The organism is Subsaxibacter sp. CAU 1640, from assembly GCF_023156585.1.
GTDB lineage: Bacteria > Bacteroidota > Bacteroidia > Flavobacteriales > Flavobacteriaceae > JBPOFM01.
Genome location: NZ_JALNMI010000002.1, coordinates 21,333 through 40,874, shown reverse-complemented (window position 1 = coordinate 40,874; position 19,542 = coordinate 21,333). Strand labels below are relative to the sequence as shown.

Genomic DNA, 19,542 nt, shown 5'->3' with positions numbered 1-19,542 from the left:
ATGATTAAATCATTCAAGAATATTTATCTCACCTTCTTTATCGGTTGCGCAGTTTTTGTGGTCGGCAATCTGCTTTTTGAAGGGTTTGATTTCGAAAACTTTAATGATTTTTTGGTGAGTTTCTCATTCTATCAAATGTATAGTTTCCTACTTGGCTATTCCAATTACTATTATTTTGCTTATCTGGAAAAACTCAACTGGACCAAGGAAGAACGTTTCAAGCGAATCATCATCGGAATTGTAGGTTCAGTGATAGTGACGATGATAGGATTGTTTATAATGAATGCATTTCAATATATAGCATATCGAGGCATTTCTTGGACAGATTTTATTGAAGGTCAACGTTGGAGCCAGTATAGATTTGGACTTTGGATTACATTGACGATTGTGATCATTTTTCATATTGTTTATTTCTATAATCGATATCAACAGACAAAGGTAAAGGAGCAAAAAGTCATTGCTGGCTCGGCAAATGCGAGGTTCGATGCCTTAAAAAATCAATTGGATCCTCACTTTTTGTTCAATAGTTTGAATGTATTAACAAGCCTTATTGATGAAAACCCTGAAAATGCACAAAAGTTCACAACATCGCTTTCCAAGGTTTACAGATACGTTTTGGAACAGAAAAATAAAGATTTGGTTAGCGTGGATGAGGAATTGGATTTCGCAAGAACCTATATGCTGTTGCTAAAAATGCGCTTTGAAGACAGTATCATTTTCGAGATACCAGAGAAGGCGAACAACCCAGAAAGCAAGGTAGTGCCATTGTCATTGCAATTGCTTCTTGAAAATGCTGTAAAGCATAATATGGTGACCACGAGCAAACCCTTGCACGTTAAAATTTATGAAAGCAATGGAATGTTAGTAGTCGAAAATAATTTACAACCGAAACAAATTGTCAAGAAAAGTAGTGGCGTCGGATTGGCAAATATTCAACAGCGCTACGAATTATTGACCAACAAAAAAGTAAACATCAATCAACAAGCAAACAGTTTTGCGGTGGCAATACCAATGCTTACCAAACAAATATCAATTATGGAAATTCAAAAATATAATAATCAGGAAGATGCTTATCATAAAGCAAAAAAGAGAGTGGAAGAGATCAAAGGATTTTACGGAAACCTGCTCTCGTATTGCGTCGTTATCCCGTTTTTAATTTTTATAAATTACTGGAGTTATTGGGGATTCCAATGGTTTTGGTTCCCAATGCTAGGTTGGGGAATGGGAATTATTTTTCACGCATTTGGGGTTTTCGGTTATGGAAAATCTTGGGAAGAACGAAAAATAAGGGAAATTATGGAGAGAGATGAGCAACGAAATAATACTTGGAACTAATGGAAAATAAATATTTTGAACAGGAAAAATATGATAGAGCTGCCAAAAAGGTAAAGCGCATCAAAGGATTTTATTCTCATTTATTGGTCTATATCGTAATTAACATTGCCATAGTGATCATAAATGTCCAAAATTTGAATCCGGGAGAAAGCTATTTTCAATGGCATAATTTTACAACGCTGGGCTTTTGGGGAATCGGTCTTTTGGCGCACGGCTTAAGTGTTTTTGTTCCGGATTTTGTACTTGGAAAAGACTGGGAAGAACGTAAAATCAAGGAATATATGGATGAGAATAAGAGCAATCGTTGGGAATAACTACAATGAACAATTAACAATTATCAATTGATAATTGATAATGGAAGATTGACAATTTGTGAATAACTTTCTATCAACCATCAACCAAAAATAACATATCAATGAATATCATAATAATAGAAGACGAAAAACCATCAGCAAGACGATTACAGCGAATGTTGGCATCTTTGAATATGGACACTGAAGTTATGTTGCATTCGGTTGAAGAATCCATAGAATGGTTCAGTAAGAATCAGCATCCAGATTTGATTTTTTTGGATATTCAGTTGAGCGATGGTTTGTCTTTTGAGATTTTTGAGGCTATCGATATCAAATCTTCAGTAATTTTTACAACGGCTTATGATGAATATGCATTGCAGGCGTTTAAGTTGAATAGCATCGATTATTTGTTGAAACCAATTGATGAAAATGATTTGCAAAAAGCAGTATCGAAATATAAAGATAGAGTTCCGCAAAAGCAGTCCGTGTCGTTGGATTTTGAGGATATCAAAAAACTGTTGGTCAATCCGATAGAACGCGAGTATAAAAAGCGATTTTCGGTAAAAGTGGGCCAACATTTAAAGCTTATCAATATTGACGATGTCGAATGTTTTTACAGTGAAAACAAGGGCACTTATGCTTTTACGAATGAAGGTAGAAATTATCTGCTGGATGGCACTCTTGAGCAAATAGAAGCTGATTTGGAACCACGAAAATTCTTTAGGGTAAACCGAAAGTTTTTTGTGAATATCGATGCCATCAAGGATATGATAAGTTATACCAATTCTCGCTTGCAAATCAAACTCAACAATTTCAATGAACAAGAAATCATTGTAGCAAGAGAACGAGTGAAGGATTTCAAGGATTGGCTGGAATAATTAGTCATTCAAACCTAATTCTTCAATTATAGTTTTCGAATCTTTTTTTAATAACTGCATTTCGTTTTCAACGCAACTCTTATAATCCTTTTCAAACACAGGCTGTTCTAAAAGGTAGGTTAACATCCAAAGCAATTTTTGAACCACAGTAGGATCGTGTTTGCAATACGTTCGCAAAGATGCCATAACATTGTATAGAAGCGTTCGGAACTTGATGGTTTCTAACCGAAAATAGGACGTTTCATCCTTCACAAAAATTTCCACGTCCTTCTTTTTCATTCGCAAAGCGAACAACTCTGTTAAATAATCAATCGCATTAATGGCAGTTCCAGGATCGTTGATTCCTGGAGACATTGCTTTTACGGCAATTTCGGTTAGTTGTTTAAAAGCTAGTGCATAATTATCTGTGACAAGTTCACTTTTAGAGAAATTTATATTCGAAAAAAAGGATTCCAATTGTTCTTTGTCCAATTCTTTTTCAGATTTAAAGAATACCATATTATCTAGAACGAATAGGCCTTTCGGTATTTCGATGCTCAATTTAGTGTCGTGTTTTTTACAAAAATCAATGATATTTGAGTAAGATAAGTTTTGAAAATAACCACATCCTTCAGTTTTATAACTATGCCAATTTGAAGTATCGTGAAAGGTCTTTACTGATGCGAATTGTTCTTCCTTTTCCAAAATATCAGCCAACCGTTCTCTCGCTTCCTTATAAATGGTATCCACAATGTTTGAAATCTGTATACTTTCCGAAATATTGTGAATAAAATAAATAAATGACCCAAGGCACATTATCGTGAAGATGATAGCCAAGAGTATCGAGAAACCAGGAAGGGAATATTTATCTTCTGAAGGTTCAATTGTGAACATCGTGAAAATACAATATAGAATAGTCGCAAGGTAAACGCCTAAAATGATCTGGTGTCGTTTGTCCGAAATCAATCCAGGAAGCAAGCGCGGTGAAAAGTTGCTTGAAGCTTGACTTAACAACAGCATTACCATCGAAAAACTGAAAACCATCATCGAGATCAATCCACCTATACAAACGCTTAAAACAGTCAGTGCAGTGTCGCCATCTTCTACGACCAATTGAGGCAAAACCTCAAACAGATAATTTGAAATTCCCTGTTTTTCAATAACTACCATAATCAAGGAGAGTGCAAATCCGACGGCTGCCAAAATGGTTGGATAAAAGGCAATGTTGCTTTTTATGGTATTAAAAAAGGAAAATAGTTTATTGAATAATTGTTTCATCAAGATGTTTTGAAAATTAAAGATATGGAAAATCCTTACGAAACAATAAAAAATAGGATGTGGAATTAATCAGAATACACTTGTCCTCTATGAGGTTTCAGGCTGTCTCGAATGGGTTTCATATCAATCTCATCGATCACCAAATATGCCAAACTATGAAGTTCATTTAGGTTTTCAACACCAGTTTTATGGACGTTTATATGATGTATGGAAATGTATTCTTTGAGATGGATTTCGTGATGTTCTGCCACTTTTTGCGAAGAAGGACCTCTAAAATCCCAGATAAGTTTAAGCTTTCTCATTGGCTACAGATACTCCTTTTTCAGCAAAATTCTTGAAATCGGTCATATTCTTCATCGATTGCTTTTTAAATGCTTTGGGCATAAACCAAATCATACTTCTCATCATAAAGTTCAGAGGTAAAAATTCACTTATTGAAATCCATTTGGTCTTTCCATTGGGTAATTCTTCAAAATAGTTTTCCTGTATATTGTGCATTCCTATGGTACTATAGGTGCCATGAAATTCCTTTGGTAAATTTCTATGAGTAACGGTCTCAATAAGTTCCATCTTACGTTTGCCAAAGTTGTAGTTCAACTTCATTTTGGAACCAACCATACCAGGGTTTCCAGAAATGTGCTCTACAGATACTAATCCTTTTTGCCAATGCTTCATATTCTCTGCATTGTCAAACTTTTGAACAAACTCCTTTAATGGCAAATCCACAATTATTTCTGATGAATATTTCATTCGCAACGATGGGATAAATGATGTGCAAATATATTTGGTTTAGCCGAAATTTTGGAGCATTGAAAGTTCAATTGCAGAAATAATAGACAACCTACTATCACTTTAATATATTGCAAGGACATTCATACACTTTATCAAATTAATTGAAAGGTTCAAAAGGTAATTTCAAAATTTTTATCAATACTAAAGCACTCATTCAATCGTTTCAAAAAATGAACTTGTTTAATATATGATTTTATTATTTTTGCGACAGGTTTCAAAACTTTATACCATCATGATTAAAAAACTTTATTTGTGCTGTTTGGCACTAACCTTGACTGCGACATTGTTTGCTCAAAAAAATTCAGATGATGTACTTTTTACAATAGATAATGAACCTATCAAATCGTCAGAATTTATACGAGTTTACAATAAAAATCTGGACTTGGTGAAAGATGAGTCACAAAAAGATGTTGATGCTTATCTAGATTTATTTGTCAATTATCAACTTAAAATCAAAGAAGCGAAGCGGTTGGGATTAGACACCATTCCGAAGTATTTGCGAGAATTTGAAAGCTATAAAAAGCAACTTTCAAAAAATTACTTGTCCGACTCAAATGTTACGGAAGCTTTGATTAAAGAAGCTTATGACAGATCCACTCAAGAGGTGAAAGCATCGCACATTTTGATTCGGATGGATGAAAATGAAAAAGATACTTTGAAAGTCTATAATCAGTTGCTAGAGTTGAGAGACCGAGTAAAAAAGGAAGGCTTTGAAACAGTTCAGAAAGAGATTCATAATGGAAATACCATTTTCGCTGAAGATTTAGGATGGTTTTCTTCTTTTAAAATGGTCTATGAATTTGAAAGTGCAGCGTTTAATACGAAGGTTGGAGAGATTTCCAAACCGTTTAGAACGCGTTTTGGATACCATGTTGTCAAAGTTGATGATAAAAGACCTTCGCGAGGTGAAGTTACAGTGGCTCACATTATGATTTCAAATAAGCAGGCAGATAGTTTGTTGAATCCTGAAACTAGAATCAATGAAATCTATAAAAAAATTAATCAAGGTGAGAACTTCGAGTCTTTGGCAAAACAGTTTTCAGATGATAAAAGTTCTTCAAGTCTAGGCGGATTGTTGTCGCCATTTACTGGTGGTCAATTGAGTTCTGTAGAATTTGAAAATATGGCATTTAGTTTAAAGGAACCAGGAGAGATTTCAAAACCATTTAAAACAGATTTTGGATGGCATATTGTGAAATTGGTTTCTAAAAAAGGAGTCCAACCATTGGAGGAAGTAAAAGGCGAAATTGAAAATAAAGTGAAGAGAGATGCTCGCTCAAGCTTAATTAATTCGGCATTAGCCAAAAAGCTTAAGAAGAAATACAATGTCAACACAGATCCTAAAAAACTGGAGTATTTCACTTCAATATTATCGAATGATTTCTACAGCAGAGCTTGGACAATTCCTACAAGTCTTGATAAAGAAAAAGAACTTTTCAAGATAGGTGATAAATCGGTCACATATGGAGAATTTGCAGGTCATTTATTATCTGCCCAAAAAGTATATCTTGGAAAAACAACGCCATTCTCGGCAATCGTAGAGAAAGAATTCAAGGAATTTGAAGAAAGTGAAATTTTAAGATACCACGAAGATCATTTGGAGTTTGAAAATGAAGATTTTGCTCAAATTTTGAAGGAATATAGAGATGGATTGTTGCTGTTTGATTTAATGGAGAAAGAAGTTTGGAATGCGGCAGTGAAAGACACAGTTGGACTTCAAAAATATTACGATGCTCACAAGTCGAATTATATCTGGAAAGATAGAGTAGACGTAGTTTTGGCAACTTCAGCAAAAAAATCAGATATTGAAAAAGTAGCTTCCTTATTGAAAAAAGGAACTTCTGATGAAGCAATCAGTAAACAACTCAATTCTGAAGCAGAGCAAAAAGTGATTTTTACAAAAGGAACAATGGAGACAGACCATCAATCATTGCCTAAAGATTTGGAATTGAAAGAAGGTGTATCAAAAATATATAATTATAATGATGCTTACCACGTGTTGTTGATTAACAAAATAATTCCATCAAGCAATAAAACATTTGATGAGGCAAAGGGCAAAGTTATAAGCGATTATCAAAATAGCATTGAAGAAAATTGGTTGAAATCCTTGCACGATAGATATAAGGTAGAAGTCGATCCAAAAGTTTTAAAAACAGTTAAAAATCAAATCGGGAAATAATTGATAAAAAAGCTTCTCAATATAAGTATTGCAACCATTTGCTTGGTTTCTTGCGATGTATTCTTCAAAGAATCAGATGATAGAGAACCCATTGCAAGGGTAAATGACACGTATTTGTATGAAGATGATATCAAAGGTTTGGTTGCGGAAGGTACTTCTGCAGAAGACAGTATTTTGATAGTAAATAGCTTTATTACACGTTGGGCAACGCAATTATTATTGGTTGATGGTTCAGAACGCAACTTGCCACAGAATATGCAAGATGAGTTCAATAAACTTGTTGATCAATACAAAAAAGATCTTTATACGAAAGCCTATTTGGAAGCATTGGTAAAAAAATCAATTGATACGGTTGTGCCTTATTCTGAAGCCAATGCATTTTATGAAGAGAACAAAGAAACGTTCAAATTGAATGACGAATTGATAAAGTTTCGATATGTTCATATTCCTCAAAATGCCGTTGACAAAGATGATATTTCAAAACGATTTCAACGCTATTCAGCAAAGGATAAAAAGCATTTGGATTCGATATCTGTTCAGTTCAAATCTTATTCGCTGAATGATTCTATTTGGATTAAGGCTTCACAGGTTGCTAATAAAATATCTGTCATAAATTCTGAAAACAAAAAGGAACTGTTAAAAAAATCTAATTTTATACAACTCAAAGATTCATTAGACCTATATTTGATGCAAATTAATGACGTAAGATTGCAGAATGATTATGCGCCTTTGGAGTTTGTGATGCCTACCATCAAACAGATTGTCATTAACAAAAGAAAATTAGAACTTGTCAAACAACTCGAAAAAGACATTACAAAAGATGCCATTAAAAACAATCAATTTGAAATATATAATCTACAATAAAATTATAGTTTCTTTTTTGGCTCTTATGAGCTATCAATTTGCTATTTCACAGGAAATTATTCCAGATGAAGTGGCTGAAGTCGATATTGCAAAGGATACGGTGAAGCAAACTTTTCAACGTACTAAAGTAGATGGAGTTGTAGCAGTTGTAGGTGATTATGTCATATTGGATTCAGATTTGGATAAGGAGTTTTTGCAACTTCAAGCAGCTGGTGTTTCAACGGCTGACATCACTCGTTGTCAATTGTTTGGTAAATTATTGGAAGATAAATTGTTTGCTCACAGCGCCATTCAAGATAGTATTGAAGTAAAGGAATTGGAAATCCGCTCTAACATAGATCAGCAAATCAGCGCTTTCCTTGAAGAAACCAATGGCTCTATGGATGAACTTTTGAAGTTCTATAATAAAGATACAGAACAAGCTTTGAGAGATGAAATGTTCGAAATTAATAAAAACCAACAACTTGCTTATGAGATGCAACGCAAGATTGTTGAAGATATCGAAGTAACTCCAGAGGAAGTGAGAGAATATTTTAATAGTATCCCGAAAGATGAAAGACCAATTTTTGGTACGGAATTGAAAGTTGCTCAAATAGTTGTCATACCTAAAATTTCGGAAGCCGAAAAACAAAAGGCAATCAATAAATTAAAGGAGTTTAAGGCAGATATTATTGAAAATGGCGCAAGTTTTACGACGAAAGCTACATTTTATTCAGATGATATGGGTTCAAGGAGAACTGGAGGAAAGTTGCCACCAATGAACAGAAACAGACCTCAAATGGTGAAAGAATTCCGAGATGTAGCGTTTTCTCTTGAAGAAGGCGAAATTTCAGAACCTTTCCAAACAGATTTCGGTTATCATATCATTTGGCTTGAAAAAATTAGAGGACAAGAATATGATGTTCGCCACATTTTGATTAGACCTGAAGTTACGCAAGAGGCAATCAGGGAAGCAAAAACTAAAATTGATACCATCAGAGCTCGCATTGTGAGAGGTGAGTATAAATTTGCTGATGCTGCAAGAGAATTCAGTGATGAGAAGGAAACACGGCAAGATGGAGGTCAATTGATCAATCCAAAGACTCAAGATTACAATTTTGAGTTGACAAAAATGGATCCAGAGTTATATTCACAAATTCAAAATCTTAAGGACAACGAGGTTAGTTTGGTGCTTCAGGATGAAGACAGAATCAACAGAATCAAATTCAAGATTTTGACGGTTACCGATAGAATTGACGAACACGAAGCCAATTTTGCAAAGGACTATTTAAAAATAAAGAACTTAACCGTTCAGGACAAACAGTTTACAGAGGTCAAAAAATGGCGGGAAGAAAAAATTAAAGATACGTATATCAACATCAATGGGGAATATCGCGACTGCGAATTTCAGAGCAATTGGTTGAAAAAATAATAGAATATGTCTGACGTTGCGGCTGTAGAGCAGTTTGTAAAAAAATATCAATCGTTAAAAACTGAAATCGCCAAAGTGATTGTCGGTCAGGATGAAGTGGTGAATCAAATTTTGATATCCATTTTTTCTGGAGGACACGCATTATTGATAGGAGTTCCTGGTTTGGCAAAAACCTTAATGGTCAATACAATCGCTCAAGCTTTAGGGTTGGATTTTAAACGTATTCAGTTCACGCCAGATTTGATGCCAAGTGATATTCTAGGCAGTGAAATTCTTGATGAAAACAGACAGTTCAAATTTATAAAAGGACCAATTTTTGCCAATATCATTTTGGCAGACGAGATCAATAGAACGCCTCCGAAAACTCAAGCAGCTTTGTTGGAAGCGATGCAAGAACGAGCTGTAACCGTTGCAGGACATCATTACAAACTGAATTTGCCATATTTCGTTCTTGCAACCCAAAACCCGATTGAACAAGAAGGAACTTATCCTTTGCCAGAAGCACAGTTAGACCGTTTTATGTTTGCCATCAATTTGGAATATCCTTCATTTGCAGAAGAAGTGCAGGTTGTAAAATCGACTACAACTGACGTGCAATCTAAAGTAAATTCGTTGTTTACTGCTCAAGAAATTATCGATCTTCAGCAATTGATTCGTCGTATTCCTGTAGCTGATAATGTGATTGAATATGCAGTGTCAATGGTGGGAAAAACAAGGCCAAACAGTTCTGCAGCATCAGACCTGGTGAAGGAATTTGTGGATTGGGGCGCTGGACCTAGAGCATCCCAAAATTTGATTTTGGCTGCTAAAACGCATGCTGCCATTAAAGGCAAATTCTCACCAGATATTGAAAATGTTCAAGCGGTTGCTAGCGGAATTCTTCGTCATAGAATCATCAAAAATTATAAAGCGGAAGCCGAAGGTATTTCTGATGACCAAATCATCAAGAGTTTGTTTTAAGTAGAAAAGCGATATCTTCTTTTAATCTTTCAATTTCCTCATCGACCAACAGATTATAGAATCCTCTTATCTGTTGATCCGTATCAACTAATGCGGCATAACTACTGTGGTAAAAATCAGTTCCATCTTCATTGGCTTTGAAGTTGGTCATATACAAATCTGCTTGCTTTCTTGTAAGCTCTACGGAAGAACGGACAAACTGCCATTTATCTGAAGAAATTCCAGTTGCTTCAGAATAATTTTTTAGAACTTCGACAGTGTCATTTTTAGGATCGATGGTGTGTGAAACGATCAGGAAATCATCATCGCTTTGAAAGGTTTCAGCAATGTCAATAAGTTTGTTTCGCATAGGCGGACAAATGCTTGGACAACTTGTGAAGAAGAAATTCGCCAAGAAAACTTTGTCCTTGATGTTATCGGTTGAAAAGTTTTCTCCAAGCTGGTTTTTAAAATTGTCATATTTGATTTTGTAGGCTACTGTATTTCCTTTGTCATCAATTTGGTAGCTCAAAATCGGTAATTGTTTTGAGCCTGAATTACATCCGAAGAAAAAAAATAAAACAAGAACCTTTAGAAACTTCATTGATTGGAATTGTAAGACTTTATTCTTTCATCCATTTCTTTATCATATAAAAACACAAACATACTCGCCATCATATCCTGATTGACATCTGTGGTATTATTTGTCTTTAAAACAAGTTCGTACTGATGGTCTGGATAGAGCATAATGCCTTCTTCGTTCGAAAAATAAGTGACTTTTTTCAATCCGATTTTGTCTTTATAATTTTCAGCTTTAGATATAAATAATGTGGTGTCTTTGGTTTTGTCCCGAAATTGTAACTCTTCAGCAAAAGGATGCAGATGCACCGCAATTTGATGCATAGTCGTGCTATCTTTTAACTGGAGTTGCTGGGTGATATCAGAAGTATAAGTTTCTTTTCCTTTAAAAATAACCCAATGACCGGAAAGATGGTGTCCTTCGTCATCAACATAACTATGGTTTTTAGTCTCCACTGGTAAACACATATTTGGGTTGTTTTCAGTTGGACCCTGAAAAGGTTTGTCACTGTCATAAGGCAGCATCACAAACACGGTTTTGCTCATTAAAGGTTTCATATTTGGATGATGAGCTTTAAAACCTAAAGTCACTTTGTGCTTTACAGTAAAAGCATCACCTTTGATATTATGATTGAGGATTTGTGTTGCCGTGAAAAGATTTTCATTGGTAAAAACTGGAAAGCCAAAACCATCAGGCAGTTTATAGGCTTCAATCCCGTTGCTCATCGAGGTCAGACGAGGATATTGTTCACCGATTCTATTGTTTAAATTCCAGCGAGCGTAGTGTTCTCCGTCATAAAAATCAATGTTGGTATGACATACATAATCATTTGATAATTGATCGATTTCGTTGGTGCTGACCGCTTTGGTTTCGAATGAGGTGAGCCAGACCAAATCATTTCTAGTATAATCAATCTGGAATGATGTCAGCGCCTTCGGACCTTCCATCGACTTGTAAATGTTATCAATGACCAAAGTAGGAGAGAACAGCGAAATTGTGGAATCTGTGGTTTTAATATTCCAGGAATCATCAACAAGACCCAATTTGTGATACACCTGTGTTTTTATGATCGCTTTATGCCTATTGGGAAGTTTTAAATAATAGATTCCGCCAATAATCAGCAAGATGATGAATAAAAAGACTGAATATTTTAGTATTTTGGACCTCATTTAGAAACCGTTTCTTCCCTAACAAATTAACGCTTTTTTATGCAAATAGACTACAGCAAACGAATTTTTGGTTTAGACCTGATGCGTGCTGTTGCTATTATGATGGTAGTCTGTTCCCATATTTTGTGGATTACTCCAAATGCCAACGGATACATTCCAGATATTTTAAGTATTTCTGGCGTAATGGGTGTAGAGATATTCTTTAGTTTAAGTGGCTTTTTGATTGGAAGAATTTTATTTCGCCTTTACACATCCCAAAGTTTCAGTTTCAAGAATGTGTTTTATTTCTGGATACGACGTTGGTTCAGAACATTGCCCAATTATTATTTGGCATTGATAGCAAACATCTTGATTGCTATCTATATTGGAAATCAATTGCCTGATGGCGTTTGGCGCTATTTTTTCTTCCTTCACAATTTTGCAACCGAAATGCCTTGGCTTTTTGCAGAATCCTGGAGTTTATCAATAGAAGAATTTGCTTATATTTTAGGGCCGTTGCTGCTGTATGGAATCTTGTTCATAAAAACATCAATTCCAAGACCAAAGCTGTTTTTAGCAGTTACTTTGCTCATAATTTTTATGTTTTTGGTTTCAAAATTGATCTACAATCACGAAGAAACCATCAGGGATATGCGTCATTGGAGCATCAACGTGAAAGCCATTGTTATTTATAGAATTGATGCTATTTATTATGGCGTATTGGCAGCTTATATTTCAATTGTTAAACCAAACTTTTGGAGAATGATGCGGTTTCCTGCTTTTTTTATTGGAGTTATTGGATTACTTTCCTTGAATATTTTAATTCCCAGACATCAAATTTTTATCGGTACCCATCCACAATTTTGGAATGTATGGTATTTCGTCATTAAATCAATATCCATTTTACTTACCTTGCCTTTGTTGAGTACAATGAAATCAGCGCCAAAATCCATTTTGATTCCAATCACATATATCAGCATTTTGTCTTATGCTATGTACGTCTTGCACTATTCGATTGTGATGCAATTGATGAAACATTTTATGCCTACGGAAGCGTTTGCAGGTCTTGATATTGCGGTTTTTATAATAGTTTACTTTTTGCTGACACTCTCGCTATCATATCTGCTCTATCAATTTTATGAGCGACCATTGATGAATTTAAGGGATAAACCAGTAATTAAGAATCATTTCAAATAACAAATTTTGTCAATATGATATTTTTTAATATCAAATTTTGACAAATACTTAAGTATATTCTGAAAAATAATCGTCCTATTGATGAATGTTTATGAATTCATGCATTTTGTTACATATTTTTAAAAGTCTTTGAAATTCCGTAATTTTGCATGACTTTAATTAATGCAACCAAACACTTAATACAAATTTTAAATTATAATATATGGCATTCGATATTGACATGATAAAGAAGGTTTATAACACTATGCCCACACGTGTAGACAAAGCACGTCAAATAGTTGGTAAGCCATTAACACTTTCTGAAAAAATATTATACGCTCATCTTTGGGATGGAGAGCCAACTACTGCCTTTAGGAGAGGTAAAGATTACGTTGATTTCGCACCAGACCGAATAGCATGTCAAGATGCCACGGCTCAAATGGCTTTGTTACAGTTTATGCAAGCTGGAAAAGCAAAAGTGGCTGTTCCAACAACTGTACATTGCGACCACTTGATTCAGGCCAAACAAGGTGCTGCTGCCGATTTAAAAAGAGCAAATGACAGCAGTAAAGAAGTTTTTGACTTTTTAGCTTCTGTATCTAATAAATATGGTATCGGATTTTGGAAACCAGGAGCGGGTATCATTCACCAAGTGGTTTTGGAAAATTATGCATTTCCAGGAGGTATGATGATTGGAACCGATTCGCACACAGTGAATGCTGGTGGTTTGGGAATGGTTGCCATTGGAGTAGGTGGAGCCGATGCGGTAGACGTGATGGCTGGTATGGCTTGGGAATTGAAGTTTCCAAAACTGATAGGTGTGAAATTAACAGGAAAACTAAATGGATGGACATCTGCTAAAGATGTCATTCTTAAAGTTGCTGGAATTTTGACCGTAAAAGGCGGAACAGGAGCGATTGTGGAATATTTTGGGCCAGGAGCCAAGAACCTTTCTTGTACTGGAAAAGGAACAATTTGTAATATGGGTGCTGAAATTGGAGCTACAACATCAACATTTGGATATGATGATTCTATGGAGCGTTATTTAAGAGCGACCGATAGAGCTGATATCGCTGATGAAGCCAATAAAATCAGAGAATATTTGACTGGTGATGATGAAGTTTATGCTAATCCAGAGCAATATTTTGATGAATTGATTGAGATTGATTTAGATACACTTCGTCCTCATTTGAATGGACCGTTTACACCAGATTTGGCAACTCCAGTTGGTGAACTTGGGCAGTTGGCTAAAGAAAAAGGATGGCCTATCAAGGTTGATTGGGGATTGATTGGTTCTTGTACCAACAGTTCTTATGAAGATTTAACTCGTGCTGCCTCAATAGCTAAACAGGCCGTTGACAAGAAAATAAAATCTAAAGCTGATTTCGGAATCAATCCAGGTTCAGAGCAAATACGCTACACTGCAGAGCGCGATGGACTTCTAAAGATATTTGAAGATTTGGATGCTACTGTTTTTACAAACGCTTGCGGACCTTGCATTGGTCAATGGGATAGAAGCGATTTGAAAGGTGATGAGAAAAATACGATTGTACATTCTTTCAACAGAAACTTCTCAAAAAGAGCTGATGGAAATCCTAACACACACGCTTTTGTAGGTTCACCTGAAATGGTAGCAGCAATCGCAATCTCTGGTCGATTGGATTTTGACCCAGTAAACGATTATCTGATTAACGAAGAAGGGGAAAAGGTAAAACTTGATGAACCAAAAGGTATTGAATTGCCACCAAATGGCTTTGATGTGGAAGATGCTGGGTACGTAGAGCCAGTTGCTGATGGTAGCAATGTTGTTGTTGAAGTAAGCCCTACTTCGGAAAGATTACAATTGTTGGAACCATTTGTTCCAATTGGTAACACTATCAAAGGAGCGAAATTATTGATCAAGGCTTTTGGAAAATGTACGACAGACCACATTTCTATGGCAGGACCATGGTTGCGTTTTAGAGGTCATTTAGATAACATTTCCAACAATATGCTAATTGGTGCAGTTAATGCTTACAATAAGAAAACTAATTTCGTCAAAAACCAATTAAATGGAGAATACGAAGGTGTTCCTGATGTAGCGAGAGCTTACAAAGCACAAGGCATCAAGTCCATTGTTGTTGGTGACCATAATTATGGTGAAGGTTCTTCAAGAGAGCACGCTGCAATGGAACCTAGACATTTGGGAGTTGCTGCTGTATTGGTAAAGTCTTTCGCTCGTATACATGAGACCAATTTGAAAAAACAAGGAATGTTAGGTTTGACGTTCGCAAATGAAAATGACTATGATTTGATACAAGAAGATGATACGATCAATTTCTTGGATTTAGATCAGTTTGCACCAGATAAACAATTGACACTGGAATTTGTTCATAAAGATGGTACAAAGGACATCATAAAAGCAAACCACAGTTACAACCTGCCTCAAATTGAATGGTTCAACGAAGGTTCAGCGTTAAACCTTATTAAGAAACAAAACGCTTAATAATTAATGTTATAATAAAAAAAACTCCCGATTTGTATGGGAGTTTTTTTTTCAGCCATGAAAATTTCCAAAAAAAGACGTAACAACATTTTTTTACTGATAATCATTTTGATAATGATTATTCCGCAAACCCGTCAACCTTTGCAGATTTTAATTCATAAAGGCTTGGCTTTGTTCAGTCCTTCGGTGATTGATGAAGGAAAACGTATTAAGGTTGCAGACTATAACTGGAAGCTCATAGATGAAGCTGGAAAGGAGTTTTCTTATGAAGAAGTGAAAGGTAAAGTGGTTATAATAAATTTTTGGGCGACTTGGTGTCCTCCATGCATTGCTGAAATGCCCAGTTTAAATATGCTTTACAACACTTATAAAGATAATGTCGTTTTTTTGTTGATTTCAAATGAGGATAAATCCACGATCTCTCAATTCAAACTAAAAAATGATTATAATTTTAAGGTGTATTCTTCTATCAAGCCTCAACCCAAAATGTTTGATAGCTCATCAATTCCTAAAACATACATTATAGATAAAGAAGGATACATCATCATTGACAAAACGGGCGCGGCCGATTGGAACAGTGAAAAAGTCCAAGACTTACTTAATTCGCTGTTGAAAATTTAGATTTGAAATATTTGGTTAGAGCCAAAACCGTCAAAATCATAGTGAATGCATAAACGGAGTCTTCAACAGGTATTGTGAAGATTCGCACTCCCATAGTTTCATCATTGTTGTACCAAACGACCTCATTTTCAATCAAACTACCAGTTAGAATGCCATTGACAATAAAAAATGGTATCAAAATGATTAAAAATGTCAAATAGTATTTTTGAAGAACTTCTACGTTATAATGCTTAACAATCAATAATAATAGAATTGCATACGAGAAATTAACCATTGGATACCATCTGTCATGAAAGATGAACGTAAGGACAAGCATAAGAATAATTAGAATATTGGTAATTAGTCTTGTCTTTTTAGTTGAGAGTTGTGTATTTGGAAAAAAATAAATCAATGAATAATGCGTGAAAACACAGGCAAATGGTATACAGATAAAAAATAACCACTCCTCCAATGGAAGGTTGACAATGTTAATTCCGGAAAAATAGGCTTCATTAAAACCCCAAAAACCATTGTCGGTAAAAATGATATCCCAGGGAATAAAGACAGCCATCATGATTACGATCGCTGGAAACAATGCCTTCCAATAGTTGTAGAATTTTAATTTAGGATGAAAGCTAAAAATTAAAGGAAGTGATAATGAACCGATATCAAGAAGTAAATAGAGATATGTCATTTAATACTATTGAATGTGATTATCATCAAAAATGAAATCTAAAGAAAATTATCTTTTGAAATACTTAAATGGAACTACCAACATACCGAAACATTCTCCATCATCCTTACCTAGATGTTTATGATGCATTTTATGAGCTCTTCTTACACCTCTTGCATACCAATTATTGGCATTTCTAAAAAGTTTAAACCTTTGATGTATAAAAATATCATGAACCATAAAATAGGCTGCTCCATAAACCATAATTCCTAAAGCTATTGGTAAACAATACCAAACATCTTCATAATTCCATAGATAGAAACATACCATACTAACAATAGCATAGAAGAGAAAAAAAGCATCATTGCGCTCAAACCAACTTTTATGATCCTTTTTGTGATGATCTTTATGTAGACTCCATAAAAATCCGTGCATGATATACTTGTGGGTAAACCAAGCCATGAACTCCATAATGAAAAAGGTTCCTAGAAAAATCAATATCCAAAGAATAATATGCATATTTAAATTTACAATAAATTAAGTTGGTATTTCACGTAACTTCTAGTTAAAAGCTCAATTTTCTTATAATTCGGAACCCTTATTCTTGAAGCTTTAATATCCAGTGCAGGCGTTTTTTTGAGTTTTTTCAATAGCTGATTGTAGTAACGATACGCCATAAACACGCCAAATTTGGCTTCCAATGGTAGCTCTTTGATCCCCTTTAGGCCTTTTGCAAAATCGATTTCAATCTCATCAATAATCGCTTTTTTTGAAGCCTCATCAAGTTTACTTAAATCGGTGTTTGGAAAATATGTTCTACTCAAATCCTCATAATCGGCCTTCAAATCTCTTAAAAAATTTACCTTTTGAAAAGCCGACCCTAAACTCATGGCACTGTCTTTCAAAGATTCATACTTTTCGGAATCTCCTTTGACAAAGACTTTCAGACACATCAATCCAACCACATCTGCCGAGCCATATATGTACATTTTATATTCGTCATCTGTGAGATAGGTGCTTTTGTGTAAATCTAAGCGCATACTTTTCATAAAGGAGTCGACCAAGTGCTTATCGATGTTATATTTGTGATAAGTTTCCTGAAAAGAATTAAGAATTGGATTTAAACTGATTTTTTGTTCAAGTGCTAATTCCAAATCTTTCTCAAAGTGATTGAAAAGAAACTCTTTGTTATAATCATGAAACGTGTCAACTATTTCGTCGGCGAACCTCACGAAACCATAAATATTATAAATGTCTTGTCGAATTGATCCACATAACATTTTGGTTGCCAGCGAAAAAGAGGTGCTGTAAGACTTTGTAACAGTTTTACTGCATTGGTGGGAAACTAAATCAAACAGTGTTTTCATCTGTATATTTATTATTTTATAAGGATCCTATGGAAAGCTTAAATATTTGGAGCAAATAGTATTATGGCACTCATACTTTAATTATTATGATGTTTTTTAATGAGTTCAGATACCAGTTTTCCAGAAATCAATGAAGGAGGAACACCAGGTCCTGGAACCGTCAATTGACCTGTAAAATAAAGGTTGTCTACCTTTTTACTCTTTAGCTTTGGCCTCAAAAAAGCGGTTTGCATCAATGTGTTGGCCATACCGTAAGCATTTCCTTTATATGAATTATAGTCATTTATAAAGTCATTTACACAAAAGGATTCCTTAAATATAATGCTATTCCTAACAATTTGTGAAGTTAAATTCTCAAATCGAGTAATAATTTTTTCAAAATAGCGCTCTCTAATTTCTGGTGTATCTACAATTCCAGGCGCAAGTGGAATCAAAAAAATTCCAGCTTCTTTCCCCGTTGGAGCCACACTTTCATCAGTGATAGATGGAAAGCTTGCATAAAATAATGGGTTTTCTGGCCATTTTGGGTTATCATAGATATCTTTTGCATGAGTTTCAAAATCAACATCAAAAAATAATGTGTGATGGTTAACATTGTTGATTTTTTTATCAAAACCTACATAGAATAGGAGTGAAGAAGGTGCAAATACTTTCTTTTCCCAATAGGATTCTGAATACTGACGGAATTGCTTATCCAACAAATTTTCCGAATGATGATAATCGGCCCCACTCAAAACGATATCGCAACTATGAGTGATGCCATTTGAAACGATGCCTTCTGCTTTACCATTAGATACGACAATTTTTTCAATTGGGTTTTCGGTTTTAATTGTAACACCCAGTTCTTCAGCTAATTTTTTTAAAGCTAAAATAACTTGATACATTCCTTTTTTAGGGTGAAATGTACCAATGCCAAAATCAGCATAGTTCATAAAACTATAAAATGAAGGCGTATTGCTTGGTTTAGCACCTAAAAAAAGCACTGGAAACTCTAAAATCATTGCCAAACGCTCATTTTTAAACTCTCTACGCACGTCTTTTTTGATAGTGCTAAAAAATTGGTCGATTTTCTTGATGGTTTCCAGAGTCATCAACTCAAAAGGTGAGACCCCTGGTCTGTAAACCAAATCCTTTATCGCAACGTCATAATTGGATTTTGCACTTGCAATAAACTCTTGAAGCTTTTTAGAACTTCCTTTTTCTTCTTTTTCAAATGTTTCGCAAATTTTCCCTAAAGTGTCTTCGATGGTAATAAAATCATCTTTGCCAAAATACACGCTATATGCGGGATTAAGCTTTTCAAGGTTATAGTATTCAGATGGAGACTTGTCAAAATCTGCAAAGAAACGTTCAAACACATCTGGCATCCAATACCACGTTGGTCCAATATCAAATGTAAATCCATCACGCAACAGTTGCCTGGCACGACCTCCAACAGATTTGTTTTTTTCAAATACCGTAACAGAATTACCTTCTTTAGCTAAATAGCACGCTGCAGCGAGAGCTGAAAATCCAGAGCCGATAATTGCAATTTGTTTATTCATTGTTTAACAAAAATAAAAAAA

General features: G+C 34.9%; 19 protein-coding genes. 10 read left to right on the top strand and 9 right to left on the bottom strand.

Features of this window, described 5'->3' with window-relative positions; translation table 11 throughout:
* The 3 genes from M0G43_RS04705 to M0G43_RS04695 all read left to right on the top strand — a co-directional run bounded on the left by M0G43_RS04705 (position 1) and on the right by M0G43_RS04695 (position 2,506).
* Positions 1–1,335, top strand: a complete 1,335-nt coding sequence (locus M0G43_RS04705) for a 2TM domain-containing protein (protein ID WP_248023898.1) — start codon at positions 1–3, stop codon at positions 1,333–1,335.
* On the top strand, positions 1,335–1,649 hold the full coding sequence (locus M0G43_RS04700; protein ID WP_248023895.1) for a 2TM domain-containing protein: 315 nt from the start codon (positions 1,335–1,337) through the stop codon (positions 1,647–1,649). Before M0G43_RS04705 ends, M0G43_RS04700 begins: the two co-directional genes overlap by 1 nt.
* A 101-nt stretch (positions 1,650–1,750) precedes the next feature.
* Positions 1,751–2,506 (top strand): LytR/AlgR family response regulator transcription factor, encoded by a 756-nt coding sequence (locus tag M0G43_RS04695; protein ID WP_248023893.1) that lies wholly within the window; start codon positions 1,751–1,753, stop codon positions 2,504–2,506.
* On the opposite strand, the gene M0G43_RS04690 is transcribed toward M0G43_RS04695, so the two are convergent.
* The 3 genes from M0G43_RS04690 to M0G43_RS04680 form a co-directional block, all read right to left on the bottom strand.
* Positions 2,507–3,763 (bottom strand): DUF2254 domain-containing protein, encoded by a 1,257-nt coding sequence (locus M0G43_RS04690; protein WP_248023891.1) that lies wholly within the window; start codon positions 3,761–3,763, stop codon positions 2,507–2,509.
* Positions 3,764–3,828: 65 nt separating this feature from the next.
* Positions 3,829–4,065 (bottom strand): hypothetical protein, encoded by a 237-nt coding sequence (locus M0G43_RS04685; RefSeq protein WP_248023889.1) that lies wholly within the window; start codon positions 4,063–4,065, stop codon positions 3,829–3,831.
* Positions 4,052–4,513: an SRPBCC family protein gene (locus M0G43_RS04680; protein ID WP_248023887.1), complete on the bottom strand. Its 462-nt coding sequence runs from the start codon at positions 4,511–4,513 to the stop codon at positions 4,052–4,054. The genes M0G43_RS04685 and M0G43_RS04680 overlap by 14 nt, the downstream gene beginning before the upstream one ends.
* A 274-nt stretch (positions 4,514–4,787) precedes the next feature.
* Between M0G43_RS04680 and M0G43_RS04675 the strand changes: the two genes are divergently transcribed.
* Genes M0G43_RS04675 through M0G43_RS04660 form a run of 4 tightly spaced genes read left to right on the top strand, consistent with a single transcriptional unit; the run spans position 4,788 to position 9,969 of the window.
* A complete protein-coding gene (locus tag M0G43_RS04675; protein WP_248023886.1) occupies positions 4,788–6,734 on the top strand; it encodes a peptidylprolyl isomerase in 1,947 nt (648 codons plus the stop codon).
* Positions 6,735–7,598: a peptidyl-prolyl cis-trans isomerase gene (locus M0G43_RS04670; protein ID WP_248023884.1), complete on the top strand. Its 864-nt coding sequence runs from the start codon at positions 6,735–6,737 to the stop codon at positions 7,596–7,598.
* A complete protein-coding gene (locus M0G43_RS04665) occupies positions 7,555–9,009 on the top strand; it encodes a peptidylprolyl isomerase (RefSeq protein ID WP_248023882.1) in 1,455 nt (484 codons plus the stop codon). Before M0G43_RS04670 ends, M0G43_RS04665 begins: the two co-directional genes overlap by 44 nt.
* A gap of 6 nt (positions 9,010–9,015) precedes the next feature.
* Positions 9,016–9,969, top strand: a complete 954-nt coding sequence (locus tag M0G43_RS04660) for an AAA family ATPase (protein ID WP_248023879.1) — start codon at positions 9,016–9,018, stop codon at positions 9,967–9,969.
* Here M0G43_RS04660 and M0G43_RS04655 read toward each other — a convergent pair.
* Complete coding sequence (locus tag M0G43_RS04655; protein ID WP_248023877.1) at positions 9,953–10,552, bottom strand: SCO family protein; 600 nt, start codon at positions 10,550–10,552, stop codon at positions 9,953–9,955. The genes M0G43_RS04660 and M0G43_RS04655 overlap by 17 nt on opposite strands.
* Positions 10,549–11,697 (bottom strand): hypothetical protein, encoded by a 1,149-nt coding sequence (locus M0G43_RS04650; protein WP_248023873.1) that lies wholly within the window; start codon positions 11,695–11,697, stop codon positions 10,549–10,551. Before M0G43_RS04650 ends, M0G43_RS04655 begins: the two co-directional genes overlap by 4 nt.
* A gap of 39 nt (positions 11,698–11,736) precedes the next feature.
* On the opposite strand from M0G43_RS04650, the gene M0G43_RS04645 reads away from it, so the two are divergent.
* From M0G43_RS04645 to M0G43_RS04635, 3 genes are all read left to right on the top strand, one after another.
* The gene (locus M0G43_RS04645; protein WP_248023871.1) at positions 11,737–12,873 is read left to right on the top strand and encodes an acyltransferase family protein; all 1,137 of its coding nucleotides are present in this window, start codon (positions 11,737–11,739) and stop codon (positions 12,871–12,873) included.
* Positions 12,874–13,075: 202 nt separating this feature from the next.
* Positions 13,076–15,337, top strand: a complete 2,262-nt coding sequence (locus tag M0G43_RS04640; protein WP_248023870.1) for an aconitate hydratase — start codon at positions 13,076–13,078, stop codon at positions 15,335–15,337.
* 141 nt (positions 15,338–15,478) lie between these two features.
* Positions 15,479–15,958 carry a TlpA family protein disulfide reductase gene (locus M0G43_RS04635; protein ID WP_248023868.1) on the top strand — a complete coding sequence of 160 codons (480 nt, stop codon included), beginning with the start codon at positions 15,479–15,481 and terminating at the stop codon, positions 15,956–15,958.
* Here M0G43_RS04635 and M0G43_RS04630 read toward each other — a convergent pair.
* The 4 genes from M0G43_RS04630 to M0G43_RS04615 form a co-directional block, all read right to left on the bottom strand.
* A complete protein-coding gene (locus M0G43_RS04630; protein WP_248023866.1) occupies positions 15,936–16,631 on the bottom strand; it encodes a lycopene cyclase domain-containing protein in 696 nt (231 codons plus the stop codon). The two genes, M0G43_RS04635 and M0G43_RS04630, sit on opposite strands and share 23 nt — an antisense overlap.
* Positions 16,632–16,679: 48 nt before the next feature.
* On the bottom strand, positions 16,680–17,129 hold the full coding sequence (locus M0G43_RS04625; RefSeq protein WP_248023864.1) for a sterol desaturase family protein: 450 nt from the start codon (positions 17,127–17,129) through the stop codon (positions 16,680–16,682).
* A gap of 8 nt (positions 17,130–17,137) precedes the next feature.
* Positions 17,138–17,977 carry a phytoene/squalene synthase family protein gene (locus M0G43_RS04620; protein WP_248023861.1) on the bottom strand — a complete coding sequence of 280 codons (840 nt, stop codon included), beginning with the start codon at positions 17,975–17,977 and terminating at the stop codon, positions 17,138–17,140.
* A 77-nt stretch (positions 17,978–18,054) separates the two neighbouring features.
* Positions 18,055–19,521, bottom strand: a complete 1,467-nt coding sequence (locus M0G43_RS04615) for a phytoene desaturase family protein (RefSeq protein ID WP_248023859.1) — start codon at positions 19,519–19,521, stop codon at positions 18,055–18,057.
* Between the last annotated feature and the right edge of the window lie 21 nt (positions 19,522–19,542).